This is a genomic window from Metabacillus litoralis (assembly GCF_020524045.1).
Lineage (GTDB): Bacteria > Bacillota > Bacilli > Bacillales > Bacillaceae > Metabacillus > Metabacillus litoralis_C.
Genome location: NZ_JAIVKL010000001.1, coordinates 459,107 through 485,706, shown reverse-complemented (window position 1 = coordinate 485,706; position 26,600 = coordinate 459,107). Strand labels below are relative to the sequence as shown.

21 protein-coding genes are annotated in these 26,600 nt (G+C 33.2%); all 21 read left to right on the top strand.

The annotated features are described in order from the left end of the window. The first annotated feature begins 211 nt into the window (after nucleotides 1-211). Nucleotides 212-1,084, top strand: a complete 873-nt coding sequence (locus tag LC076_RS02295) for a 2-dehydropantoate 2-reductase (protein WP_264191377.1) — start codon at nucleotides 212-214, stop codon at nucleotides 1,082-1,084. A gap of 15 nt (nucleotides 1,085-1,099) precedes the next feature. Then, nucleotides 1,100-1,492 (top strand): DUF3397 domain-containing protein, encoded by a 393-nt coding sequence (locus LC076_RS02290; RefSeq protein ID WP_226665852.1) that lies wholly within the window; start codon nucleotides 1,100-1,102, stop codon nucleotides 1,490-1,492. Between the two features lie 429 nt (nucleotides 1,493-1,921). Then, nucleotides 1,922-3,550, top strand: a complete 1,629-nt coding sequence (gene bshC, locus LC076_RS02285; protein WP_226665851.1) for a bacillithiol biosynthesis cysteine-adding enzyme BshC — start codon at nucleotides 1,922-1,924, stop codon at nucleotides 3,548-3,550. 124 nt (nucleotides 3,551-3,674) lie between these two features. Continuing rightward, on the top strand, nucleotides 3,675-4,106 hold the full coding sequence (gene mraZ / locus LC076_RS02280; RefSeq protein WP_226665850.1) for a division/cell wall cluster transcriptional repressor MraZ: 432 nt from the start codon (nucleotides 3,675-3,677) through the stop codon (nucleotides 4,104-4,106). Nucleotides 4,107-4,177: 71 nt separating this feature from the next. After that, nucleotides 4,178-5,110, top strand: a complete 933-nt coding sequence (gene rsmH / locus LC076_RS02275) for a 16S rRNA (cytosine(1402)-N(4))-methyltransferase RsmH (protein ID WP_226665848.1) — start codon at nucleotides 4,178-4,180, stop codon at nucleotides 5,108-5,110. A gap of 53 nt (nucleotides 5,111-5,163) precedes the next feature. After that, nucleotides 5,164-5,526: a cell division protein FtsL gene (gene ftsL / locus LC076_RS02270; protein WP_226665846.1), complete on the top strand. Its 363-nt coding sequence runs from the start codon at nucleotides 5,164-5,166 to the stop codon at nucleotides 5,524-5,526. Between the two features lie 110 nt (nucleotides 5,527-5,636). Continuing rightward, nucleotides 5,637-7,829 (top strand): penicillin-binding transpeptidase domain-containing protein, encoded by a 2,193-nt coding sequence (locus LC076_RS02265; protein WP_319005468.1) that lies wholly within the window; start codon nucleotides 5,637-5,639, stop codon nucleotides 7,827-7,829. Between the two features lie 391 nt (nucleotides 7,830-8,220). Next, complete coding sequence (locus LC076_RS02260) at nucleotides 8,221-10,167, top strand: stage V sporulation protein D (protein ID WP_226665844.1); 1,947 nt, start codon at nucleotides 8,221-8,223, stop codon at nucleotides 10,165-10,167. Between the two features lie 352 nt (nucleotides 10,168-10,519). Continuing rightward, nucleotides 10,520-11,986 (top strand): UDP-N-acetylmuramoyl-L-alanyl-D-glutamate--2,6-diaminopimelate ligase, encoded by a 1,467-nt coding sequence (locus tag LC076_RS02255; protein WP_226665843.1) that lies wholly within the window; start codon nucleotides 10,520-10,522, stop codon nucleotides 11,984-11,986. Nucleotides 11,987-12,393: 407 nt separating this feature from the next. After that, nucleotides 12,394-13,368 (top strand): phospho-N-acetylmuramoyl-pentapeptide-transferase, encoded by a 975-nt coding sequence (gene mraY / locus LC076_RS02250; protein ID WP_226665841.1) that lies wholly within the window; start codon nucleotides 12,394-12,396, stop codon nucleotides 13,366-13,368. Continuing rightward, nucleotides 13,369-14,721, top strand: coding sequence for a UDP-N-acetylmuramoyl-L-alanine--D-glutamate ligase (gene murD / locus LC076_RS02245; protein WP_226665840.1), 1,353 nt, complete (start codon nucleotides 13,369-13,371; stop codon nucleotides 14,719-14,721). A 94-nt stretch (nucleotides 14,722-14,815) separates the two neighbouring features. Next, a complete protein-coding gene (spoVE, locus tag LC076_RS02240) occupies nucleotides 14,816-15,916 on the top strand; it encodes a stage V sporulation protein E (RefSeq protein WP_226665838.1) in 1,101 nt (366 codons plus the stop codon). Nucleotides 15,917-16,394: 478 nt separating this feature from the next. After that, nucleotides 16,395-17,489 carry an undecaprenyldiphospho-muramoylpentapeptide beta-N-acetylglucosaminyltransferase gene (gene murG, locus LC076_RS02235; RefSeq protein ID WP_226665836.1) on the top strand — a complete coding sequence of 365 codons (1,095 nt, stop codon included), beginning with the start codon at nucleotides 16,395-16,397 and terminating at the stop codon, nucleotides 17,487-17,489. Nucleotides 17,490-17,527: 38 nt separating this feature from the next. Beyond that, the gene (gene murB, locus LC076_RS02230; RefSeq protein WP_226665835.1) at nucleotides 17,528-18,436 is read left to right on the top strand and encodes a UDP-N-acetylmuramate dehydrogenase; all 909 of its coding nucleotides are present in this window, start codon (nucleotides 17,528-17,530) and stop codon (nucleotides 18,434-18,436) included. A gap of 524 nt (nucleotides 18,437-18,960) precedes the next feature. Then, nucleotides 18,961-19,758: a cell division protein FtsQ/DivIB gene (locus LC076_RS02225; RefSeq protein ID WP_319005467.1), complete on the top strand. Its 798-nt coding sequence runs from the start codon at nucleotides 18,961-18,963 to the stop codon at nucleotides 19,756-19,758. Beyond that, nucleotides 19,748-20,452 (top strand): DUF881 domain-containing protein, encoded by a 705-nt coding sequence (locus LC076_RS02220; protein ID WP_226666158.1) that lies wholly within the window; start codon nucleotides 19,748-19,750, stop codon nucleotides 20,450-20,452. Before LC076_RS02225 ends, LC076_RS02220 begins: the two co-directional genes overlap by 11 nt. 218 nt (nucleotides 20,453-20,670) lie before the next feature. After that, nucleotides 20,671-21,393 carry a DUF881 domain-containing protein gene (locus LC076_RS02215; protein ID WP_226665833.1) on the top strand — a complete coding sequence of 241 codons (723 nt, stop codon included), beginning with the start codon at nucleotides 20,671-20,673 and terminating at the stop codon, nucleotides 21,391-21,393. Between the two features lies 1 nt (nucleotide 21,394). Then, complete coding sequence (locus LC076_RS02210; protein WP_226665832.1) at nucleotides 21,395-21,757, top strand: small basic family protein; 363 nt, start codon at nucleotides 21,395-21,397, stop codon at nucleotides 21,755-21,757. Nucleotides 21,758-21,926: 169 nt separating this feature from the next. Beyond that, nucleotides 21,927-23,210, top strand: coding sequence for a cell division protein FtsA (ftsA, locus tag LC076_RS02205; protein WP_226665831.1), 1,284 nt, complete (start codon nucleotides 21,927-21,929; stop codon nucleotides 23,208-23,210). A gap of 44 nt (nucleotides 23,211-23,254) precedes the next feature. Further along, complete coding sequence (gene ftsZ, locus LC076_RS02200; protein WP_226665830.1) at nucleotides 23,255-24,400, top strand: cell division protein FtsZ; 1,146 nt, start codon at nucleotides 23,255-23,257, stop codon at nucleotides 24,398-24,400. A gap of 1,221 nt (nucleotides 24,401-25,621) precedes the next feature. Next, on the top strand, nucleotides 25,622-26,551 hold the full coding sequence (gene spoIIGA, locus LC076_RS02195) for a sigma-E processing peptidase SpoIIGA (RefSeq protein WP_226665828.1): 930 nt from the start codon (nucleotides 25,622-25,624) through the stop codon (nucleotides 26,549-26,551). Nucleotides 26,552-26,600 lie beyond the last annotated feature (49 nt).

Below are 26,600 nucleotides of genomic sequence, written 5' to 3'. Positions count from 1 at the left end.
AATTATTATAGCATGTAGAAAGAGTGGAGTGGTATCATTTAGTTACCGTTTTCATTCATCATAATAATTAAATAATTCTAGCAAGCAATTAGAAAATATAGGCAAAATTATAGTGATATTGGTCTCATTTTGATATGATAATGTGAGATGAATTATTTTATAAGAAGTGCGGAAAGATTGTAGGTAAAATTTACTAGTAGGTGGAATGAATATGGATATTGGAGTAATCGGAGCTGGTTCGTTAGGTTTATTATATAGTTATTACCTCTCGAAAAATTATTCTATCACTCTTTATACAAACAAAGTAGCTCAAGCTGACTCATTAAATAATAATGGACTGACTATACATCGAGATAATAACCAATATCATAGAAACATCCATGCTAGTGCTGCTAGGAAATATAATGAACAATTCTTAATTGTAACTGTTAAACAATACCAATTAAAAGATATTATCGAAATATTAAAATCGACACCAGCTAAAATCATTCTTTTTTTACAAAATGGAATGGGTCATTTAGAGCTACTATCTGAAATATCTCATCATCAAATTATATTAGGTATATCTGAGCATGGGGCATTAAAAATGAATGAAACAACTGTCCAACATACAGGTATTGGTTTAACTAAACTCGCTTTATTTAATAATCAAACAGATATAAAATCGATCCAACAAATTATTGAGCATCAACACCCGCTGTTCTCAATTAAATTATATCCCGAATGGGAGAAAATGCTGAAAGAAAAATTAATTGTTAATGCGACAATTAATCCATTAACTTCCTTATTAAGAGTGAAAAATGGTGCGCTAATTAATGAACCCTATTTCAATAAGTTATTTCATGAACTGTTTCTTGAGGTTGTTCATGTTTTAGGTGAATCAGATGTAGATGAACTTTGGTTACATGTACAAAAAATATGTGAAAATACGGCAGAAAATATATCGTCAATGTATAAAGATCTACAACAAGGGAATCAAACAGAAATTGACTCAATATTAGGTTATTTAATTGACAATGCACAGAATAAAGATATTCCATATATTAGATTTTTGTATCAAGCAATAAAAGGAATAGAAGAATAATTAAGGGGGGGTTATATGGACGTTTTTAGATGGGTTTTATCAATAGCTATTACCCTACCTTTAGTAAGTATGATTATTATGTATTTTATCATACGTTATATAGTAAGAAATAATAGAAAAACAATTCTATGGACAGCAGACTTAACAACTATTATTTTTATTGCATCTGTTCATTTCCATCTTGTAGTTATTTTTGAGAAGTCGTTTCTTTTATATATTATATTAGCATTAATAGGACTTATGGTTCTTTTTTATTATCTTGATTATAAAAAGAAAAAGGTGCCTTCTATAGCATCAGCATCGAAAAAGGTCTGGAGAGTGTCGTTTTTCGTTTTTTTTATAAGTTACCTTGTTTTAACACTTTATGGGATAGCAGAAGGAATTATTAAGAACACATTAACTATATAAAAAGGAAGGTTAAGCAAAGTTTTTTTGTTTCTTACGTATTAATGCTATACTCTAATTTGATATAAAAAATATATCTGATTGAATGAAGAATTCATAAATTTGCACTTATTCTCTCTCTAACAGAATGGAATGCTTAGCAAGTGCTACATACCTTTTTGAAGGAAAACTACCTCTTATGAATTGAGTAATAATCGCTGTTTTCTAAAAAATATTGCTAATTACCTTAATTATGCATTGGAAACTTGTTTTCATTTCATAAGGAATAATCACTCAATAAAGATATCTTAAGTACATAGTGTTGATTATAGAAATAAAGTTTACAAATACAGCAAATTTATTAAAAGCTCAATAATAGCAAGAAAAGGAAATAGTGTTTGTTACATTTTGCTGCTCAATTATTAGATTTGAATCTAGAAAGGAAGTTACTATATGGAGATTGTTGAACTCTCCCTGCGCTCTTCGAATTCATTTGTAAATGACTTAATGGAATATAAAATGAAGGATGAAACTTATTTTGATTATGATATTCATTCTGAAGATTACGTTCAAAGAAGAGCTGTGGATATAAAAAATCGCTCCTTTCAGCGTAATGAACTATCCTCATATTTAAAAAAATACACTAATCAATATTTATCTGGTCATCATAGAACTTTGGAGAATATTGAAAAATTGAAGAATCCTGATAGTGTTGTTGTCATAGGTGGTCAACAAGCAGGTCTTTTAACAGGTCCGTTATACACAATACATAAAATAATATCAATCATTGTCCTAGCTAGAGAACAAGAAGAAAAACTTGGAGTGCCAGTTATTCCAGTGTTTTGGATAGCGGGTGAGGATCATGATTTTGCTGAAATCAATCATATCTTTATCAATAAAAATAGCATGCCTAAAAAACATGTGATAAAGGATTCTTCATTTAAAAAACAATCTGTATCAGAATTGCCACTTAATCATAAAAAAGCAATTGAATGGATTGAACAAATTTTTGAAGTTTATGGTGAAACAGACTTCTCTAATCAATTAATTCAACAGTTAGTATCTAACGTTAAAGAATCTGAAACTTATGTTCAATTTTTTGAAAAGGTGATCATGAATTTGTTTCATGATGAAGGGTTGGTTTTGATTAACTCAGGAGATCCAGAACTAAGAAAGTTAGAAAAAAAATGTTTTCGCTTAATCTTAGAAAAAAATCAATCTATTTATAATGCTGTCGTTGAACAACAGAAAGAAATGCGTAATCGAGATTATTCTCCAATTATAGAGATGGCTAAAAACAGTGCAAATTTATTTTATCATCATCAAGGAGAGCGCTTTCTAATAGAACGTGATAAGAATGGAGAGTTTTTCGTACCAGATTTAAATCTGAGTTTATCTTATGCTAAATTAATTGACATCATTGAAACTAACCCAGAAAAATTAAGTAATAATGTTGTGACAAGGCCGTTAATGCAAGAATTCTTATTTCCAACACTTGCTTTTATTGCAGGTCCAGGAGAGGTAACATATTGGGCTGAGTTAAGAAAAACATTCTCGTTGATGGATATGGAAATGCCACCAGTTATGCCGAGATTACAAATAACTTTACTTGAGAGATCCATTGACAGAAATATGGGGGAAACTGGGGTATCACTTGAAAATCTTCTTCTTAGTGGTATCGAAGATGCGATGAAAACTTATTTAGATGCAGTTACACCTATCGATATAGAAAAAATTGTTAATCAAGCAAAGGAAGAAATATCTGAAATCCATTCGAGGCTTGTGAAAGCAGCTGTAAAAGTGGATCCAAGCTTAGATCCAATGCTGCAGAAAAATGGAGCTTTTATCCAAGATCATCTTGATTTCCTACTGAAAAGTGTAGAAAAACGTAAAAAACAACAACATTATGTTCAATTAAAGAAATATAAATCAATTGAAATCTCACTTGCGCCAAATCAACAACCACAAGAAAGAGTGTGGAATATTTATTACTATTTAAACAGATTTGGTCCAAATTTTGTAAGAGATTTGCTGAACTTGTCATATTCTTTTAATGAAAAGCATAAAATTGTCAAATTATAAATGAAATTATTTTAAAAATCCTGTTATTACAGGGTTTTTTTTTTGTGAAAACAAATGTAAAATAGGAAGTGGAGATAAGTGGGGGGAAGTGGTGAGTTAAGGAGAGAAAGTGGGGGCAATGAGCATGTTTATGGGAGAATACCAACACACCATCGATTTAAAAGGCAGAATGATTGTCCCATCTAAATTTCGAGAAGGATTAGGTGAAGCCTTCGTATTGACTAGAGGATTGGATCAATGCTTATTTGGTTACCCGATGAGTGAGTGGAAAACAATCGAAGATAAACTGAAAGCTCTCCCATTAACAAAGAAGGATGCACGTGCATTTACTCGTTTCTTCTTTTCTGGCGCGACTGAATGTGAATTAGATAAACAAGGTCGTGTTAATATTGCTACACCACTTTTGCAGTATGCAAAACTAGAAAAAGAATGTGTTGTAATCGGCGTTTCAAATCGGATAGAACTATGGAGTAAGTCTATTTGGGAAAAGTATGTTGCTGAACAAGAAGATTCTTTTGAAGAGATTGCGGAAAATATGATTGATTTTGATATATAATCTTCACTTAAGCAAAATATAAACTAAAGTGGACAAGCTAATAGAAATGATTTGAAAAGGTGGTACAACTTATGTTTAAACATACAACTGTTTTACTAAAGGAAACTGTTGACGGCTTAAATGTGAAAGAAGATGGTACATACGTCGACTGTACATTAGGTGGAGCGGGCCATAGCAGCTATCTGCTATCAAAGTTATCTGAAAAGGGTCATTTATATGCATTTGATCAAGATGATGTTGCATTAGCTAATGCAAAAGAGAGATTATCTAATTATGATGGAAAAGTTACATTTGTTAAAAGTAATTTCCGCTATTTAGCTGAGGAGTTACAAAATTTAGGTGTAGATAAGGTGGATGGAATTATTTTTGATTTAGGAGTTTCTTCACCACAGCTTGATACACCTGAGCGAGGATTTAGTTATCACCATGATGCACCACTAGATATGAGAATGGATCAGGACTCGGAAGTATCTGCTTTTGAAGTTGTCAATAACTGGTCATATGAAGCTTTAGTAAAAATTTTCTTTAGATATGGCGAGGAAAAATTTTCTAAGCAAATTGCGAGAAAAATTGAGGCACAACGTGAAGCTCATCCAATAAAAACAACCGGAGAATTAGTTGAAATCATTAAGGATGCGATACCAGCTCCAGCTAGAAGAAAAGGTGGTCATCCTGCTAAAAGGATATTCCAAGCTATACGAATTGCTGTTAATGATGAATTGAAAGTATTTGAAGAAGCTATTGAACAATCCATTGATTTGTTAAAGCCTACTGGAAGAGTTAGTGTGATTACCTTTCATTCTCTTGAAGATCGAATTTGTAAATCAGCATTTAAGGAAGCAGCAACACCACCTGAGTTACCTCGTAATATGCCCATTATTCCAAAAGGGTATGAGCCGAAAGCTAAACTAATTACGAGAAAGCCTATTTTACCTTCTGAAGAAGAACTTCAGGAAAATAATCGTGCGCGCTCTGCTAAATTAAGAATTATAGAAAAAATATAAAGTTTTAACATTTTAAGGCACAATGTGAAAATTTGACTAAGGAGGTTCCACGTATGAGTAATTTAGCAAGAAAATTAGAACAACAAAAACAAGAGCAACATCAACAAATGCCTAAACATGAACCAATTATTATTAAAAGAAGAGCCACAATAACATTAGGTGAGAAGTTTCTCGTTATTTTACTCATTGGCCTTTTTGTTATAGGAGCAGTTAAAATTGTTTCAAGTAGCTATACTCTTTACCAAGCAAATATCGATATCCAAAAAATGGAATCTAAGATTGATGAACAGTCAAAGCTTAATAGTGACCTTCATGTTCAGGTTGAAGAGTTAAGTACATATGAACGTATTTGGGAAAAAGCAAAAAGTTTAGGTTTAACTTTAGATCAAAATAGTGTTAAAACAGTACAAAACTAATAGTGCATATTTTAAGGGGCTAGACTACTATATAAAAAAGTGGTTTAGTCCCTTAAAAGTATTATAGGATTATTGTGACGAGGGTGGTATGATTAACGAGGAGGTTTTTTATGAAATTGACTCAGAAAAATAAAAACATGAATAGAGGAGCAGCAGTTTTATCTGTTTTTTTTGCGTTGCTTTTCTTAATTATATTTATTCGTTTCTTTTATATTCAATCAACAGGAACAGTTCATGGAGAGGCTTTAGTGGCAAAAGTTGAAGAACTTTATAAAAGCCAGAGAACAATTGAGGCAGAAAGAGGATCGATTTTAGATCGTAAAGGTAATGTTATTGCTGAAGATAAATCTTCATATAAGCTAGTAGCCATTCTTGATGATAAAATAACAACAGACCCTGATAAACCTCAACATGTTGTGGATGTCTCGGATACAACACAAAAACTAGCACCATTAATAAATATGGAAATAAGTGAAGTAGAGAAGCTTCTTTCTAAAGACTTGTATCAAGTAGAATTCGGTGTAGCAGGTAGAGATATTAGCCATAGTTTAAAAGAAGAGATTACTAAGCTTGATCTTCCTGGGATTATTTTTAGTCGTGATACACAACGCTTTTATCCAAATGGTATTTTTGCATCACATCTAATAGGGTATGCTCAAAAGCAAGAGAATGATGGAGAAGCTGTAGGTATGATGGGCCTTGAAAAAACATTAGATAAATATTTGCATGAAGAAGATGGATTTGTGAAATACCAAAAAGATGGATATAACTGGAAATTACCAAATAGTAAAGATGAAATAACTGCACCAGAAAATGGAAACGATGTTTATTTAACAATTGATCAAAAAATACAAACCTTTTTAGAAGATGCGATGAATCAGGTTGTAGATGAATATACTCCTGAGAAGATTATTGGAGTTGTTGCAGATCCAAAAACGGGAAAAATATTAGCGATGAGTCAGCGTCCAAGTTTTGATCCAAATGTAAGAGATATAAATTCTTATTATAATGATGTTGTTTCTTCTCGTTATGAACCTGGTTCTACAATGAAGATATTTACGCTTGCATCAGCTATTGAAGAAGGTGTTTATAATGGTAATGCAACCTTTCAATCTGGCTCATATTCCGTTGATGGTCCAGATATTTACGATCATAATAAAGTCGGTTGGGGACCAATCACGTTTAACGAGGGAGTCCAGCGTTCTTCCAATGTTGGCTTTTCTATTATCGCTGATAAACTTCTAGGAACAGATCGTTTTTATCAATATCTCAATTCTTTTGGATTTTTAAAACCGACTGGAATTGACCTTCCAGATGAGGTTAATAGTAAGTTTAATTTTACCTTTCATCGTGATAAAGTTTCTACATCATTTGGACAAGCATCAGCTGTAACGCCAATTCAACAAATTCAAGCGGCAACAGCAATAGCAAATGGTGGGAAAATGATGAAACCGTTTGTCATAGAAAAAATAGTTAATACTGATACAAATGAAACCGTTAAGGAAACCAAACCAACAATTGTAGGAGAACCGATTTCTGATAAAACATCTAAAGAAGTATTAGATCTCTTAGAAACTGTTGTAACTGGAGAAAAGGGTACGGGTAAACTTTTTAAAATTGATGGTTATCAAGTAGCTGGTAAAACAGGAACAGCACAAATGTATTCTGATTCTGGTGAAGTGCTTAGAGGACATGATAACTATATTTTTTCATTCCTTGGAATGGCGCCAAAGGAAGATCCTGAATTAATCGTTTATGTTGCAGTACAAAGACCAAAATTAGAAGGACAGGCTGGAGCAATGCCTGTATCTAAGATTTTTAATACTGTTATGAAAAATAGTTTGCAATATTTGCAAATTGATCCTACAGATACCGTAACTGGAAATGATTCAAATGAACTAAATCAAGGAATTAAGCTTCCTTCATTTAAAGATCAGAACATAAAAGAGGTTACGGCTAATATTGAGAAGTTAGGTTTGAAACCAGTCATTCTTGGAGAGGGTCCAAGTATTAACTCACAATACCCTGACGCAAATACATCAATGATTATAGATGAAAAAGTGATGCTGAAAACTTCTGATTCTGTTAAAATGCCTGATATGAAAGGTTGGTCTAGAAGAGATGTTATGAAGCTAGGTTATCTTTTAAATTTAACAATAAAAACGGAAGGTTCAGGTTTTGTCGTAAAACAAAGTATTAAAAAAGGAAGTATAGTAAAACAAGGTGATTTACTAACTATTTCGTTAGATTCTCAAAAGCCTACAGTTGAGAAATCGAAAAAGGCTGAAGATAAAGATCAATAGTTTAATTTTTAGATATACGGATCTATCCCTTTAATTGCAATCGATGAGGGTTCTTAAAGTGTAGAGTCTAGAGCTGCTCAAAATTGAGCAGCTCTTTTTGGCACCTTGCATCAGTGGTTACCTTTTTCGAAAAAAATCTTTCTTATTTAATGAAAATTTAACTATTCCCTAGCTGTCATTTTTTCTTCAGTCATAAGTCTACTAAAAATGGATGTAAAGTAATATATCATCTTCCATTGCGTATTGTTTTATAACTTGAACCTGAACTGGGCGCTTGCAATCTTAATGATTCAGAAAGATTATATTCAATGATAATCATCAGTTGTTTGAGTTCTATTCTCTTTCGTACAAGCATATATTTTGAACGAGCCTAGACAAGGGGGGATAGGATATGCGGGTTTCAAATGTGACAGTAAGGAAGCGACTTGCTTTAACATTGCTTTTTGGTTTGTTAGTTTTTTTAGTAATTGATATACGTCTAGGATATGTTCAGTTTTTTCTTGGTAATACATTAACATCAGGTGCTAAAGATTTATGGAGTAGAAATATACCCTTTGAACCTGAACGTGGAGAAATCTTAGATCGAAATGGTGTTAAGCTTGCAACGAATATGAGTGCACCTTCAATTTATGTTGTTCCAAGACAAATTGAAAATCCTGCTGAAGCTGCTAAAGAGTTAGCAGCAACATTAAATATGTCAGAGGAAAAAGCTTATGGGCATCTTACAAATAAGGTATCCATTGAACGGATAAATCCTGAAGGTAGAAAAATTTCTCATGAAAAGGCAAATGAAGTGAGAGATTTGAATATTAAAGGGGTATATATAGCTGAAGATTCTATTAGATACTATCCTTATGGGAGTTATTTGTCACATGTTCTTGGTTTTGCGGGAATTGATAACCAAGGGTTATTAGGATTAGAATCTTTTTATGATGAGCAGTTAAAAGGTGAAAAAGGATATGTGAAGTTTTTTTCGGATGCTAAAGGCCAAAGGATGCCAGATGAAGCAGATGATTACACAGCCCCTGTTGACGGTAATAATTTAAAATTAACGATTGATTCAAGAGTGCAAACGATTATTGAAAGAGAATTAGATAATGTACAGGCTACATATAATCCTGATGGTATTATTGCAATTGCAATGAACCCGAATAATGGAGAAATCTTAGGAATGTCAAGTCGACCTGATTTTGATCCTGCTAACTTTAGGAATGTTGATCCAATGGTGTATAATCGTAATTTACCTGTATGGAGTACCTATGAGCCAGGTTCTACATTTAAAATTATTACATTAGCAGCAGCACTTGAAGAAAAGAAAGTTGATCTTGAGAAAGATGATTTTAATGATAGTGGTTCAGTTGAGGTAGATGGAGCTAGGTTGAGATGCTGGAAAAGAGGAGGGCATGGACATCAAACGTTTTTAGAAGTTGTTCAAAATTCCTGTAATCCAGGGTTTGTAGAGCTAGGACAAAGGCTAGGTGAAGAAACTTTATTTAAGTACATTAAAGATTTTGGATTTGGCCAAAAAACAGGAATTGATTTACAGGGTGAAGGAACAGGTATTATGTTTAAGCCTGAACGTGTAGGGCCTGTTGAGCTTGCAACTACAGCATTTGGTCAAGGGGTTTCCGTGACACCAATTCAACAAGTAACTGCTGTTTCAGCAGCTGTTAATGGTGGGATTTTATATACACCTTATATTGCGAAAGAATGGGTTGACCCTATTACAAATGAGGTAATAAGTAGGCAAACACCAGAGGCAAAACGAAGAGTGATTTCAGAAGAAACATCAAAAGAAATCCGTTATGCACTTGAAAGTGTTGTGGCACTAGGGACGGGGCGTAATGCATATGTTGATGGATATCGTGTTGGTGGAAAAACAGGTACAGCACAGAAGGTTAAAGATGGAAGATATATGGAGAATAATCATATAGTTTCATTTATTGGATTTGCACCTGCAGATGATCCGCAAGTTGTGATATATGTTGCTGTAGATAATCCAAAAGGAACTGTACAATTTGGAGGAACTGTAGCAGCTCCTATCGTGGGAAACATTATGAGAGATGTTCTCCCGGAAATTGGTGTGAAACCAAGAAAGGATCAAATAGAAAAAGAATACAATTGGCTAGACACAAAATTAGTAGAAGTTCCGAATATTATAGGATTAACAAAACAAGAACTTGCAGAGCAAATGGTTAATTTGAAACTTGATGTTTCTGGTGAAGGAGATGTTGTTGTGCAGCAATCCCCAAGCGTTGGTGTGAAGGTGAAAGAAGGTTCTAAAGTACGTGTGTTTTTAGGTGAAGATAATAATAAAGATAAATCTGATAAGGATTAGATGAAAGAAAGCATGCCTTTTTAAATAATAAAATGGCACGCTTTCTTTCTGTTATATTCGCAAAAGTTCATCTGATTTTGCTATATATCTATTCCTTACCATTATGATATGGATGTGGTAATAGATAAGATGTTCATATTACAGAACTTTAATATCATTTATAAGGTTTGTGCTAGTTAATAGACAAAATTTTTCAGAAGAAATGTTTTATTTTATTAAGAAAATGAAACGAAGGATGGCTCTTTTTTTATAAGTAAGATAAAATAAGGACGGAGAACAAAAACTAAAAAAGAATTGTTTGAACAACAGAGAGAGTAGACGTAAAGCTTTGTGATGAAAGTAGGAATTAATAATGAAACTAAATGAAATGCTTACATATTTACAAAACCAAAAAAATGATCTTGACGAAAATCCTTTTATTCATTCAATTGAAATGGATTCCAGGGATGTTGGTAAAGGAAGCCTGTTTATTTGTATTGAAGGATATACTGTTGATGGACACGATTACGCAGAAACAGCTGTTAAAAATGGTGCTGTTGCCATTCTGGCAGAAAAAGAATTAGATGTAAACGTACCTGTTGTTATTGTGAAAGATACAAAAAGAGCAATGGCTAGGCTTGCTGACATTTTCTACGGGCAACCTACTCATCATATGCATCTTATTGGTGTAACTGGAACAAATGGTAAAACAACTACAACACATATTATCGAAGAAGTATTAAATGAAGCGAAAAAGAAGACCGGTCTAATTGGGACAATGTACATAAAGATCGCCGATGAACTTAAAACAGCTAAAAACACAACACCTGAAAGCTTAACATTGCAAAAGACATTTTATGAAATGATGCAAAAAGATGTTTCTCATGCGATTATGGAGGTTTCTTCACATGCCCTTCATTTAGGTAGAATTCATGGTTGTGATTTCAATGTAGCTGTATTTACAAATTTATCACAAGATCATTTGGATTATCATGAAACCATGAAGGACTATCAATTTGCTAAAGGACTTTTGTTTGCTCAGCTAGGAAATCGATTCGAACATGATAAAATAAAAATTGCTGTATTGAATGAAGACGAAGAAGCTTCAAAAGAATACAAAAAAATGACAGCTGCTAATATTTTAACGTACGGAATTGATCAACAAGCAGATATTATGGCTAAAGATATTAAAATGACATCAAAAGGTACTCAATTCACTCTTACTACGCCAATGGGAAAGAGAACAGTAACAATTAATATGGTTGGGAAATTTAGTGTTTATAACGTTTTAGCTGCAGTAGCAGCGTGTCTTGCTTCATCTATTGATTTAGAGACGATAATTAAAGCTATAGAGTCGGTAAAAGGTGTAAGAGGACGTTTTGAGCTTGTAGATGTTAATCAGGAATATACAGTGATTGTTGATTATGCACACACACCAGATAGCTTAGAAAATGTACTTCAAACAATTAAACAATTTGCAGAAGGACATATTTTTTGTATAGTAGGTTGTGGTGGAGATCGAGATAAGACAAAACGTCCATTAATGGCTAAAATCGCTTCACAGTATAGTGATGAACCAATCTTTACATCTGATAATCCAAGAAGTGAAGATCCTCTAATGATATTAAAGGATATGGAAAAGGGTGTTACAGGTTTACACTATCACGTAAATCCTAACAGAGAAGAAGCGATACAATATGCTGTTAAACATGCAAAAAAAGGTGATGTCATATTAATTGCTGGTAAAGGACATGAAACATATCAGCAAATTGGTGATAAGACTTTTGACTTTGATGATAGAGAAATTGCAATAAAAGCGATCAGATCATTCTTAAAATAATCTTTTTTAATGCTTAATGATGATATAAAACACTAATGATATTGTCGTTAATAATAACGAGTCTTTTTCTAAGAATAAGCGTCTGAAGAGAAAGCCTATAGATCGATCTTAGTAAGAAGCTCCCTGACTGCTAACGGAGTGAATGACCTTAAAGGAAATTAAAAATGAAGTATAAAAAGTGTCAAAATAAAAAATCTATTCTAATGTATATGTGTTTATAAACAAAAATGATGTAGTTAGAGAACTTTTTAAATCATAGAATAGGTAACAAAGATAGAAAGAGAAGTTGATAAGATGATTGAAAATACGATAGTAAAACATATTTTTGAAAATGAGACATATGATATTTGCATATATAACATGCTCGTATATAGCAATAAAACATTGATAGAAAGGGGGAAATATACATGTTAGAGCAAGCTATATTAATTACAATAGCCATGGGATTCTTAATAAGTGTATTATTATCCCCACTTATTATTCCTTTCTTAAGAAGATTGAAATTTGGTCAAAGTATTAGAGAGGAAGGTCCAAAATCACATCAAAAAAAATCAGGAACCCCTACCATGGGCGGAGTCATGATTATTTTTGCTATTCTTATTACTACAATTGTGATGACAGGGAAATACTCTCAATTGAGTGTTGAGATGTATTTATTATTATTTGTAACTCTAGGTTATGGATTGTTAGGGTTTTTAGATGATTTTATAAAAGTTGTTATGAAAAGAAACCTAGGATTAACTTCTAGACAAAAGTTGTTAGGGCAAGTAATCATCGCAATTATTTTTTATATTGTCTATACGCAATATGATTTCTCAACAGAAATTAGCATACCTGGAACAAGTTTCTCACTCGATTTAGGTTGGGGATATGTAGTACTTGTGATCTTTATGCTTGTTGGTGGATCAAATGCAGTTAATTTAACTGACGGTTTAGATGGATTATTATCAGGAACAGCTGCAATAGCGTTTGGAGCATTTGCAGTGCTCGCTTGGAATCAGTCTCAATTAGATGTTGCAATTTTTTCTGTTGCAGTAGTAGGTGCTGTACTAGGATTTCTAGTTTTTAATGCACATCCTGCAAAGGTATTTATGGGTGATACCGGGTCACTTGCTTTAGGTGGTGCAATTGTTGCGATAGCCATCTTAACTAAGCTAGAAATATTACTTGTTCTTATTGGTGGAGTTTTTGTTATCGAAACTTTATCAGTTATTATTCAGGTAATCTCTTTTAAAACTACAGGAAAACGAATATTTAAAATGAGCCCCCTTCATCATCATTATGAACTAGTGGGATGGTCTGAGTGGAGAGTTGTTGTTACGTTTTGGTCGATAGGATTGATATTTGCAGTACTCGGAATTTATATTGAGGTGTGGTTGTAATTGAAAAATATTAATGAGTATGTACATAAAAATGTTTTAGTTATAGGTTTGGCAAAAAGCGGCTTAGCAGCCGCTAAATTATTACATAAGCTAGGTGCAAATGTAACAGTTAATGATTTGAAAGCTAAAGAAGAAGATGTTGCAGTTCAAGAATTATTAGAATTAGGAATAAACGTGGTTACTGGTGAACACCCACCATCATTGATTTCTGATCTACTTGATGTGGTAGTGAAAAATCCTGGCATCCCTTATTCGAATCCGCTTATTGTATTAGCAGAAGAAAAAAGAATTCCTATATTAACAGAAGTAGAGTTAGCTTATAAAATATCTGAAGCAGATATTATTGCTATTACAGGGTCAAATGGAAAAACAACGACAACGACCCTTATCTATGAAATTCTTTTAGAAGATAAAAAACAGCCTCTAATTGCAGGTAATATTGGAACTGTAGCTTGTGAAGTCGCACAGAATGCTACAAAAGAAAATGTTATTGTTATGGAATTATCTTCTTTTCAACTGTTAGGAACAAGGGAATTTAAACCTAAAATTGCAATGATATTGAATATCTTTGATGCGCATTTAGACTATCATGGTACAAAAGATGAATACATTTATGCAAAAAGTAAAATTTATGAAAATCAAAGTGCTGATGATATATCGATAATTAATTTTGATGATGAGGATGTTATGCGTAATGCTGGAACTTCTCAAGCGGAGAAACTCTTCTTTTCATCAACAAAAGAATGTATGGATGGTACATATCTAAAGGATGATAGTATTTGGTTTAAAGGTGAACATATTATCGAAATCAAAGATATCGTACTTCCAGGTGAGCATAATATTGAAAATGTCCTAGCAGCAATATCTGCAGTAAAGCTTAGAGGCGTATCTAACCACTCCATAAGAAAAGTATTAACTTCTTTTAATGGTGTAAAACATAGGCTTCAATTTGTTGGAGATGTATCACAAAGACGATTTTATAATGATTCTAAAGCAACTAATATATTGGCTACAAGTAAAGCACTGCAAGCCTTCACTACACCAACAATATTGTTGGCAGGTGGTCTTGATAGAGGCAATGAGTTTGATGATTTGAAACCGTATTTAACAAATGTAAAGGCAATGGTTTTATTTGGGGAAACAGCACCAAAATTAGAACGTATAGCAAAAGAATCTGGAATAGAAGTAATCAAACGTGTCGATAATGTGGAACAAGCAGTATATTCGGCGTTTGAAGTTTCCACATCAAAAGATGTTATATTATTATCTCCAGCATGTGCAAGTTGGGATCAGTATAAAACTTTTGAAGAAAGAGGAGACATTTTTATTGGGGCCGTGCATAAGCTTAACTAAGGGCTTGTACAATGTTTATTTGTAGTCAGTGCGCTTTAGCGCTTACCTATGATCGTAACAGCCCTTAATAAACTTGGTACAGGGGTGTTCGGCGTTGACAGCAAAAAGGTCTACACCAGATTTTATATTAGTTATACTAACATTACTTCTCTTAACAATAGGTCTTGTCATGGTATACAGTGCAAGTGCAGTTTGGGCAACATATAAATTCGACGATTCGTTCTTTTTTGCGAAACGTCAGCTGTTATTTGCAGGTGTTGGAGTTATCGCGATGTTTTTTATCATGAATGTTGACTATTGGACATGGAGAACTTGGTCCAAAATGATTATTATTATTTGTTTTTTTCTCTTAGTAGCAGTTTTAATTCCTGGAATAGGAATGGAGCGTAATGGCTCGCGAAGTTGGATTGGTGTTGGTGCATTTTCAATTCAACCTTCTGAGTTCATGAAATTAGCGATGATTGCTTTTTTAGCAAAGTTTTTATCAGAAAATCAGAAAAAAATTACTTCCTTTAAAAAGGGTCTAGTCCCTTCACTTGGTCTTGTTTTTACTGCTTTTGGAATTATTATGCTACAACCTGATTTAGGAACTGGGACAGTGATGGTCGGAACATGTATTGTTATGATATTTGTATCAGGTGCAAGAGTTATTCATTTTGTGTGGTTAGGACTAATTGGTGTTGCAGGGTTTGTAGCACTCGTTTTATCAGCACCATATAGAATAAAACGAATCACTTCTTTTTTAGATCCTTGGGAAGATCCCCTTGGTAGTGGATTCCAAATAATCCAATCATTATATGCTATTGGGCCTGGTGGTTTGTTTGGTTTAGGAATAGGGCAAAGTAGACAAAAGTTCTTTTATTTGCCTGAACCTCAAACAGATTTTATTTTTGCAATATTAGCTGAGGAGTTAGGGTTTATTGGTGGATCTTTTGTTATTCTATTATTTGGATTACTACTTTGGAGAGGAATTAGAATTGCTTTAGGAGCACCAGATCTATATGGTAGCTTTTTAGCTATTGGTATCATTACAATGGTTGCTATTCAAGTAATGATCAATATAGGTGTAGTCACTGGACTCATGCCTGTTACTGGGATTACTCTTCCGTTTTTAAGCTATGGAGGATCTTCTTTAACTCTCATGCTCATGGCTATAGGCGTTTTGTTAAACGTGAGTAGATATTCTAAATACTAAGATAAGAAAAGAAGTTTTAATAATGGTTGTTTATCATTTACAATATAAGAAGTTAAATTAAGGCTGACAAGGTAAGTGACAAACTTAAGAGGAAGATCCTCTAAGCAGTCCTTAATAGTCAGCCTTTAATACGTTTTACATAGATTGCATATGTTTATAAGATAACTATTGTTTCATGTTTTATAGGTTTTGGAACGAGATTGTTTGCAACGGTTATAAGAACATATTATATAAAGCTTTGTTAAAATTAGTGTTGATTTCCTTTTTAGGTATTCGCTTTCCATAGTATTTTCAAGTAAATTCGTCGAATAAATGTAAAGATGATATAAATAGAGGTCGAAAATATATCGAGATCAAGAAGGTTTATTCATTCATAGTAGTAAGATCATGATCAAAAAATAAACAGAGAAAATTAAAAAGAGTTTAATTAAGTTATGTAAATAAAAACAATTTATTATCAGAAGGGGTGGAGACAACTATGAAGGTTGTAGTAAGTGGTGGAGGAACTGGGGGACACATATATCCTGCATTAGCATTAATTAACGAAATAAAAAAACATGATCCTAACGTTGAATTTTTATATATTGGAACAGAAAAAGGATTAGAGAATGATATTGTTCAAAGAGCAGGAATTCCTTTTAAATCCATTGAGATAACAGGTTTTAAGAGGAAAATATCATTTGAAAACGTGAAAACTATTTCTAGATTTTTAAAAGGTGTATCTATAAGTAAGAAATATTTGAAGGAATTTAAGCCGGATGTTGTAATTGGAACTGGTGGATATGTTTGTGGACCTGTTGTTTATGCTGCCTCAAAATTAAAAATACCAACTGTTATTCATGAGCAAAACAGTTTACCAGGGGTTACAAATAAATTCCTTTCAAGGTATGTAGATAAAGTTGCTATTTGTTTTGAAGATGCAAAAAAATACTTCCCTGAGCATAAAGTGGTGTTAACAGGTAATCCACGTGCATCAGAAGTACTTGGTCAAGATGCAGAAAAAGGAAGAATGACTTTAGGATTAAAGAATCATCAGAAAACAGTTTTAATTTTTGGTGGTAGCAGAGGAGCAAGAGCCATTAATGACGCAGTGTTGAAAATGATACCTTCTCTAGCAGGAAAACCTTATCAAGTTGTTTATGTTACAGGAGAAGTGCACTATGAAAAGGTAATGGCTGAGATTAATAAATTGAGTGATTCTTCAGAGGTAATTGTTAAACCATTTATTCATAACATGCCTGAAGTGTTAGCAGGTGTTGACTTGATTGTTTCTAGAGCAGGTGCAACCTCTTTGGCAGAAATTACAGCACTTGGCTTACCAAGTATATTAATTCCTAGCCCTTATGTAACAGCAAATCACCAAGAGGTAAATGCTAAATCATTAAGTGATTATCATGCAGCGATATTGCTAAAGGAGTCAGAATTAACTGGTGAAACCTTGCTTTCTAAGATTGATTATATTTTATTAAATCAAATGAAACTAGATGAAATGAGAAAAGCGTCCAGAGAATTAGGTATACCAGATGCCGCTAAAAGATTATATAAAGTCATGCAAAATATAAGTGTAAAATAGAAAAATTCGTTCATGTATAAAGAATGAGGAGGTATTATATGAGTAACTTACTAAATGATTTAAAAAATGCAGATATTGGAAAGGTTCTTGAAAATGAACCATTGTCAAAACATACAACAATAAGAATTGGTGGACCTGCAGAGATCTTGATTGAACCTTCTAATAGTGAGATGTTGACCAAGGCTCTAGAAATTATTAAAACATACGGAACTAAATGGAGAGCAATTGGAAGAGGATCAAATCTTCTAGTTGCTGATAAAGGTATTGAAGGTGTTGTGATTAAATTAGGTTCTGGTATGGATGAAATGGAAATTGATGGTGATGTTATAACTGTTGGTGGAGGATACTCAATTATAAAGCTGGCAACTTTGATTAGTAAGAGAGGTTTATCCGGTTTAGAGTTTTCTAGTGGTATACCAGGATCAGTTGGTGGAGCAGTATATATGAATGCTGGTGCTCATGGCTCTGATATGTCTAAAATTGTGAAAAAAGCACTCGTGTTGTTTGAAGATGGTACATTGGAGTGGTTAACAAACGAAGAATTAGAATTTTCTTATCGGACCTCAGTTCTTCAAGAAAAAAGACCTGGCATATGTATACAGGTTGTTTTACAACTTCAAGAAGGTGAGAAAGAAGATATTGTAGCGGTTATGCAAAAAAACAAAGATTATAGAAGAGATACACAACCATGGAATTTCCCGTGCGCTGGAAGCATTTTCCGTAATCCACTACCAAATTATGCTGGCCAGCTTGTTGAAGATGCAGGTTTAAAAGGGCATCGAATAGGTGGAGCACAAGTATCTGATATGCATGGCAATTTTATTGTGAATGCTGGTGGGGCATCTGCTCAAGATGTATTTGATTTAATCGAATTTGTGAAAACAAAGGTTTTTGAAAAGTATGGAATTACAATGGAAACAGAAGTTGAAATTATTGGTAGTAAATAATCATATTCAACACCATTATTTCCTTTTATTGTGTTATAATAACAACGGACAATAAACGAATTAAAAAAGTAATGAAAAAATAAACGGCATGATATATGCCGTTTGTTTTATCATTCAAGATATTTGTTTATTAGCACTACTTATTAAGTCCTTTTTCAGCAAACAGCGTTGCATATTGTTAGTAAATCATTCTTTGTATCAAGATCCTTTACTGAAATACTGTTTATAGAAAATTAGCAATATACTTCATAAAGGCTCTTTGCTGAAAGATTGTTGCTACTTGACCTAATTCTCCGTGAAAAACAGTGTTTAATCTCATAAAAGAGGGACTATTCTAGAAGAAAAGATGCCACTAGACTTTATATAGTGCTGTTTCCATAAAGTATTAAAAAGCAACAACGTTTACGAAAAACAGCTTTCATAAAATAGACATAAAAAAACAAAAGACACTTAATATAATCTTTATGTATTTTATATAGTAAAACGTAAATAAAAAAGTTCCTAGTACATGATGCTAGGTTGGGGTGAATTGTTTGGAGAAAAAAGTTGTTTCGTTAGAAGATCGCATACCAAAATTACAACAGCAGCGAAAACATAAAACAAATCGCAGACTTATTTCTTTTTTATCAATATTTTTCCTATTAATATTACTTGTTATTTATTTTCAATCTCCACTAAGTAAAGTTTCAACAATAACAGTGAATGGTAATAAACACGTTGAATCAAATGAAATCATTGAAATGAGTGGTATTTCAACTTCAACAGGTTTTTGGAATATTAATTCAGATCATGTAAAGAAAAAGGTTGAAAAACATCTGCAAATAAAAAATGTGAAAGTTGAAAAAAAATTGCCAAATTACATTGTTTTAAATGTCAAAGAATTCGAGAGTATTGCTTATCTCGAAAAAGCTGGTGAATATCTTCCAATATTAGAAAATGGACAAGCTCTTCAGGAACGAATTGTTACAATACCGGCAGATGCTCCAATTTTGATTAATTGGAAAAGTGATGAAGAAATCTCAGAAATGATTAGTGAATTAAAAAAGTTATCACCAACTATTGTAAACTCAATTTCAGAGATACATCATACTCCAGGTAAGACAGATCCATGGCTCGTTAAACTATACATGAATGATGGCTTCGAAGTAATAGCTACCGTTCGAACATTTTCAAAGAAGATGGAAAAATACCCAAATATCGTTAATACCCTTGACGAGAATAGTAAAGGTGTCATTCACTTAGAAGTGGGTTCTTATTTCAAATCTTACGATCAATTAAAGAAAGAGGAGGAAGTAGAAAATGAAAGTGAAATTGAGGGGTAGTTATGTTATTTTATCCCTTGTTCTCTTAGTATTAGGTTTCTTAATATCCTACTCCTTTCAATTAACTAAAGAAAAGAATAAAAATCACACAATTACTACAGAGCAATGGGATAAAGAGTACTCAATAAGATCTCAACTCATTATGAATGAGGAAATGAATAGAGAGCTTCAAAAGGAACTATTTGCAAAACAGGAAGAAGTAAAAAAAATTGAGGAATCTCTAAAGGATCAGAAGCAGGTTTATTTTAATCTTGTAGAAGACGTAGAGAAATACCGTATGTATGTTGGAGATGTGGCTGTAGAGGGAAAAGGTGTAGAGGTTGTCTTAGAAGATGCTTCATATGTTCCGGAAGGAGAGAATGTTAACAATTATATTGTTCATGAAAGTCATATTTTTGATGTGATAAATGAATTATATATTTCAGGTGCTGACTCTGTGTCTGTAAATGGACAGAGGTTATCACGTCATTCCTATATTTATTGTAATGGACCTGTAGTAACAGTTGATGGTAATCAATTTCCTGCTCCATTTGTTATAACGGCTATTGGTGATCCTAATGTTTTAGTTGCTTCTTTGAATATTACTGGGGGAATTATAGATCAGCTTGCTTATGATAATATTGTTGTTTCTATAGAAAAAATGGAAAAAATAAAAATGGAACCATTGTTGCAAGAACAAAAAGCATCATCTTAATTAAAGGAATAGGATAATTTTTAGTAAAGGCTGTTTTCGTAAACTTTGTTGCTTTAACAACTCTAAGTTTACAGCACTATATAAAGCATATTAGCATCTTTTCTTCATAGGATAGTACCTATTTTGCTATAACGACAATGTTTCCACTGCATAATTAGGTCCATTAGCAACAATCTTTCAGAAAAGAGCTTTAGTAAAAGAATAGCTAGGTGATTTGTATGAAAAGTAAGGATTGGAAAAAAGGAATTAGTTTTACTTTCCTTCTGATGATATTTGGAATGATGCTTGCAGTTCAATTTCACACCATTCAAGAACCTATTGTTAGAGATACTCGTGATATGTGGCAATTAAGAGAAGACTTAAAAAAACAACAGGAGTTACAGGTAGAGCTTTCGAGTGAAATTAGAAAATACAATGAAATGATCAAAACTTACGAAAATGAAGCTGACCAAAATCCAGAAACTGCTTTAAAAGAGACTCTAAACATATTAAAAGAAGAAGCAGGTTTAACAGAAGTTACAGGTAATGGTATAACGATAACGATTGACAGATTGTTTTCAGAAGAGTTATTAGGTACCCCTATTCAAAATATTTCACCAGAATTACTGAAGCGATTAATTAACGAGTTAAATTCATACGGTGCTAGCAATATTTCCATCCAAGGAAGACGTGTGATCAACTCTACTGTTATACGTGATATTAATGGACAAACAAAAATCGATAATTTTAGCTTGCATACATATCCAATTAAAATAAATGTTATTTCTGACAATGTTGAAAAGCTCTATAATAGAATGAATGCTTCAGCAACAGAAGAGGATTTTGCAATCGATAATCTAAGTCTATCCATATCAAACCCAGTTGAAGACTTAACTGTACCAGCATATGAAGACACAATTCGTGTAAAGAATATGAAACCTATAGAAGAGAAGGGGGGATAATATGTGGCTGCCAATACTTGGTTTGATTTTAGGTATATTTTTAGGACTAGTTTCAGAGCTGCGAATTCCCCCAGAGTATTCTAACTATTTATCAATCGCCATTCTAGCAGCACTAGATACGTTGTTAGGTGGGATAAGAGCACATTTGCAAGATATCTATGATGAAATGGTGTTTGTATCTGGTTTTTTCTTTAACATTATTCTTGCTGCAAGTTTAGCTTTTCTCGGTGTGCATCTTGGTGTAGACTTGTATCTAGTAGCAGTTTTTGCTTTTGGTGTAAGATTGTTTCAAAATATCGCTGTAATCAGAAGAATTTTAATTTCAAAATGGTCAATTTCAAGAGAAAAACCGAAAAAAAGTTGATTATTTTAAAGGGAATTCGAATTATTTGACGAATAAACACTAGTGAAGCAAAAATCAAGAAATATTAAAAAAATATTTTGTTACAAATATGTAAAACTAGATTCATTGTTATGTTGTTCTTCAAAGACTAAAATAAGAAGAGTAGTAATAGATGAGGAGGTGCCTTAGAATGAACAGCAATGAACTATTTGTAAGTCTTGACATCGGTACATCCAGTGTTAAAGTAATTATTGGTGAAATGACAAATGATGCTTTAAACATAATTGGTGTTGGTAATGTAAAATCAGAAGGTTTAAGAAAAGGATCTATAGTAGATATAGATGAAACCGTTCATTCTATAAAAAAAGCGGTTGAGCAAGCGGAACGAATGGTTGGAATCTCATTGAAAAGAGTTGTAGTTGGTGTTACTGGAAACCACGTGCACCTTCAGAATTGCCATGGAGTTGTAGCTGTTTCTAGTGAAAACAGAGAAATATCTAATGAAGATGTAAGAAGAGTGTTGGATGCAGCACAAGTTATATCTGTTCCACCTGAAAGAGAAATAATTGATGTTATTCCCCGTCAATTCATTGTAGATGGATTAGATGAAATTAATGATCCTAGAGGGATGCTAGGTGTTCGTCTAGAAATGGAAGGAACTATTATTACGGGTTCTAAGACGATTTTACATAATTTATTACGTTGTGTAGAGCGCGCAGGATTAGAAATCACAGATATATGTTTACAACCATTAGCAGCAGGTTCTGTCGCTTTATCAAAGGATGAGAAAAACCTTGGTGTAGCTCTCGTTGAAATAGGTGGTGGTTCAACAACCATTGCCGTTTTCGAACAAAACCATCTTATTGCAACTAGTGTTCTTCCAATTGGTGGAGAGCATATAACAAAAGATTTATCAATTGGTCTTCGCACGACAACTGATGAAGCGGAACGTATTAAGCTTAAGTATGGACATGCTTATTATGATCATGCATCAGAAGATGAAATTTTTGAAGCGTCTGTCATTGGCTCAGATCAAAAAAGAACCTTTAATCAATTAGAAATTGCTGATATTATTGAAGCTAGAATGGAAGAAATTTACGAGCTCTTAGTACATGAACTAAGGAGAATTGGAATACAAGATCTTCCTGGTGGATTTGTTCTTACTGGTGGTACAGTTAGAATGCCAGGAGTACTTGAATTAGGACAAGTAATCCTTCAAAATAGTGTAAGAATTGCCAGTCCTGATTATATTGGTGTTAGAGAACCACAATATATGACAGGTGTAGGATTAATTCAATTCGCGCACAAGAATGCAAAAATACAAGGTAGAAAAATTGGATCTAATGTAACTGTAAATGCTGTTGAAGTTGCAGCAACGCAAGAACCTCAGCAACATCGTACAAGACCACAAAAACAGCAAGAAGATAAAAAATCAAATAAAGTGAAGAAATTTTTTGGCTACTTCTTTGAATAGTTTACATCAATTAGAAGTCATTTGATGGATTAGGAGGATTTCGCATGTTGGAGTTTGATACAAATATTGACGGCTTAGCTACCATCAAAGTTATCGGTGTAGGTGGCGGTGGTAATAACGCTGTTAATCGAATGATAGAGCATGGAGTACAAGGTGTTGAATTTATCGCAGTTAACACTGATGCACAAGCTTTAAACTTATCTAAAGCAGAAGTTAAGATGCAAATTGGCTCAAAACTTACTAGAGGTTTAGGAGCAGGTGCAAATCCAGAGGTTGGAAAGAAAGCTGCAGAAGAAAGTAGAGAGCAGCTTGAGGAAGCATTAAGAGGCGCTGATATGGTGTTCGTCACTGCAGGAATGGGCGGCGGAACTGGAACAGGTGCAGCACCTGTTATTGCTCAAATTGCTAAGGATTTAGGAGCTTTAACTGTTGGTGTTGTTACAAGACCATTTACATTTGAAGGTCGTAAACGACAAATGCAGGCTGCTGGTGGGATATCAGCAATGAAGGAATCTGTTGATACTCTTATTGTTATTCCAAATGATCGCTTACTTGAGATCGTTGATAAAAATACACCGATGTTAGAAGCATTTAGAGAAGCAGATAATGTTTTGCGACAAGGTGTACAAGGTATTTCAGATTTGATCGCAACGCCAGGATTAATTAACTTAGACTTTGCTGATGTAAAAACGATCATGTCTAACAAAGGTTCAGCTCTAATGGGTATCGGTGTTGCTACAGGTGAGAATCGAGCTTCAGAAGCTGCGAAGAAGGCTATATCAAGTCCATTATTAGAGAAATCAATTGATGGAGCACAGGGTGTATTAATGAACATCACAGGTGGAATGAATTTAAGTCTTTATGAAGTTCAAGAAGCTGCAGATATTGTTGCAACAGCTTCTGATCAAGAAGTGAATATGATTTTCGGATCTGTCATTAACGAAAATCTTAAAGATGAAATTATTGTTACAGTTATTGCAACTGGTTTTGCTGAGCAAGATACAAATCCTTTAAAACAGCAGCCACGTCAATTTAGTGGTACAGCTAATACTGTGACCAAAACGGCTCCAAAGCGTGAAAATAAACGTGAGGAAATGCCACAAGAAACTCCACGTAATAACGTTCAACAGCAATCTGATGACACATTGGATATTCCAACGTTTTTACGAAATCGTAACAAACGCCGTTAATTAAAGATAATAAAAAAGGTGCTGATCTTAGAGTCAGCACCTTTTTGAATTGCTTAATTTTAGGCTTTATTAAAGATTATGTTGATTGAACCTGAATCTATAAGATTTTTACTTAGAGAAGTGTACCAAAGAGAGACACCATATGCGCTCTCTATACGAGGAAGCTCCTGAACAACACTTGGTAAATCGTATTTTGAAAAAGCTGCTTTCCTAAACATTGTTGCTTTAACAACTCCAAGTTTACAGCCCTATATAAAGCATAGTAGCATCTTTTCTTCATAGGATAGTACCTATTTTGCTATAACAACAATTTTTCCACTGCATAATTAGTTCAATTAGCAACAATTTTTCAGAAAAGAGCCTTGAAAAAGCCGCTAGTCATGCTTTTTCAATCTCTGCGGTTGAAATCTACTCTTATATACGATTATTTCCACAATACATTAATATTTGTAGTAAGGCCAAGTTCTGTAACAAAATAAAAACTGAGTAAATAGCCTCTTTCTCCACTCTACCTTCATTATAGGAAAACATACTTTTTTGAAGTATATCTTTCGCTTAAGTCACTAAATGGAATCACTTCATAAAACCTAGCAACTAAGAAGTAAATCGTTGCAATATTGTTAGTGTAACAGTTCTAACAAATTGCGTTACTCATTACAACGCTAAATTTAATCAGTTTCGAGAGTTGAAATAATATTATTTAGAAATCAAAAGGTACGTATATATGAGCCTTGAAAACCTAGTAAACCTAATGGTGAAATTTATCCAACCTTATTAATTTGTTTCTATATACTATCAATATTTGTTAAATGTGATTTAATTAAAAATTATTCTTCATAGAGTCTAAATCTGATTTTTAGTAGAAGATGACTCCCTCTCATGATAACTCGACAAAAATTCTAATAATCTTGCAAAAATACTTACACTTTATCGGCAGTAATTGACAGACTTCCTGTCTGTGAAGATTTATACTAATTGCTAACAGGTCCTTATAGGAACTAATCTACAAGATAAAGCCTCTGTTTATATACACTGTTGATTAAGAAATAAAAAGGATTTTTCTTAGCGATAACTGGATCAAACTTCAAAAATGATAAGAGTGGAGAAATAATCGGTTATTCTGCAGAAATGGAGTATATTCTTTTCGTCAAAATCAACTTTACAACAGAGTGGGGGAAAAAAGTAGGACCTATTATTCTACATAGGGGAAAGGAGTAACAAATGTCTATTTATTTAGACGTTATTTGGCTCTTGAACTTTTCCTTTGATTTGCTGTTACTTCTTTTAACAGCCATTACATTAAAAAGAAAAGTGTTCAAATTAAGAATTTTCTTTGCTTCTCTATTAGGATCAAGTATTGTTTTAATGATGTTTTCACCATTTGCATTTATAGCAGTACACCCATTTGGGAAATTGGCGATCTCACTTATTATGGTATGGGTAGCATTTGGTTTTAAGCGATTCAGCTATCTTTTTCAAGGTTTGCTCACATTTTATTTTGTCACTTTTGTGGTAGGTGGTGGAATGATTGGAGCTCATTACTTCATTCAGTCAGAAGTTAATTATGTCGATGGAATCTTGATGACAAATTCTACTGGTTTTGGCCACCCAATTAGCTGGATATTTGTTTTAATAGGGTTTCCTGTTACTTGGTTTTTTTCAAGAAAAAGGATTGAAGGCATAGAGACAAAGAAAATTCATTTTGAACAACTAGTGACTGTTACGATTAAAGTAGATGCAACTCAGTTCACTTTAAAGGGGCTAATCGACAGTGGAAACCAGCTTGTTGATCCAATTACAAGAAGTCCAGTGATGATTATTGACACATTGACGGTTCAGGATTACATACCAAAGCAATTAGTGGAACTAGCATTGCAGGATGATGTGATGAAATCGATTAGTGAAAGTAATGAAAGTCACCCATGGGAACATCGAGTTCGCATTATTCCTTATCGTGTTGTAGGAAGAGATAATCAATTTTTACTTGGTTTTAAACCTGATGAAGTGTGGATAGAAACAAATGATGAGAAAATTAAGGTGCAAAAAACAATCGTTGGCCTAAATAGAACAAAGCTGTCTTCAGTGGATGAATATACATGTATTGTTCATCCGAAAATGCTTCAAGGCCAATCAATCCAATCTGTATCTTAACTTTCATATACTTCTATCTTACTCTAATTCTTTTATTTTAGAAGGGGGA

Bases quoted from the DNA above. Each gene is read 5' to 3' on its own strand.
- LC076_RS02290 (WP_226665852.1), top strand. From the start codon at position 1,100: ATGGACGTTTTTAGATGGGTTTTATCAATAGCTATTACCCTACCTTTA.
- LC076_RS02295 (WP_264191377.1), top strand. From the start codon at position 212: ATGGATATTGGAGTAATCGGAGCTGGTTCGTTAGGTTTATTATATAGT.
- LC076_RS02260 (WP_226665844.1), top strand. From the start codon at position 8,221: ATGCGGGTTTCAAATGTGACAGTAAGGAAGCGACTTGCTTTAACATTG.
- LC076_RS02255 (WP_226665843.1), top strand. From the start codon at position 10,520: ATGAAACTAAATGAAATGCTTACATATTTACAAAACCAAAAAAATGAT.
- spoIIGA (WP_226665828.1), top strand. From the start codon at position 25,622: ATGTCTATTTATTTAGACGTTATTTGGCTCTTGAACTTTTCCTTTGAT.
- rsmH (WP_226665848.1), top strand. From the start codon at position 4,178: ATGTTTAAACATACAACTGTTTTACTAAAGGAAACTGTTGACGGCTTA.
- LC076_RS02210 (WP_226665832.1), top strand. From the start codon at position 21,395: ATGTGGCTGCCAATACTTGGTTTGATTTTAGGTATATTTTTAGGACTA.
- LC076_RS02265 (WP_319005468.1), top strand. From the start codon at position 5,637: ATGAAATTGACTCAGAAAAATAAAAACATGAATAGAGGAGCAGCAGTT.
- mraZ (WP_226665850.1), top strand. From the start codon at position 3,675: ATGTTTATGGGAGAATACCAACACACCATCGATTTAAAAGGCAGAATG.
- ftsL (WP_226665846.1), top strand. From the start codon at position 5,164: ATGAGTAATTTAGCAAGAAAATTAGAACAACAAAAACAAGAGCAACAT.
- mraY (WP_226665841.1), top strand. From the start codon at position 12,394: ATGTTAGAGCAAGCTATATTAATTACAATAGCCATGGGATTCTTAATA.
- ftsZ (WP_226665830.1), top strand. From the start codon at position 23,255: ATGTTGGAGTTTGATACAAATATTGACGGCTTAGCTACCATCAAAGTT.
- LC076_RS02215 (WP_226665833.1), top strand. From the start codon at position 20,671: ATGAAAAGTAAGGATTGGAAAAAAGGAATTAGTTTTACTTTCCTTCTG.
- ftsA (WP_226665831.1), top strand. From the start codon at position 21,927: ATGAACAGCAATGAACTATTTGTAAGTCTTGACATCGGTACATCCAGT.
- murB (WP_226665835.1), top strand. From the start codon at position 17,528: ATGAGTAACTTACTAAATGATTTAAAAAATGCAGATATTGGAAAGGTT.
- bshC (WP_226665851.1), top strand. From the start codon at position 1,922: ATGGAGATTGTTGAACTCTCCCTGCGCTCTTCGAATTCATTTGTAAAT.
- murG (WP_226665836.1), top strand. From the start codon at position 16,395: ATGAAGGTTGTAGTAAGTGGTGGAGGAACTGGGGGACACATATATCCT.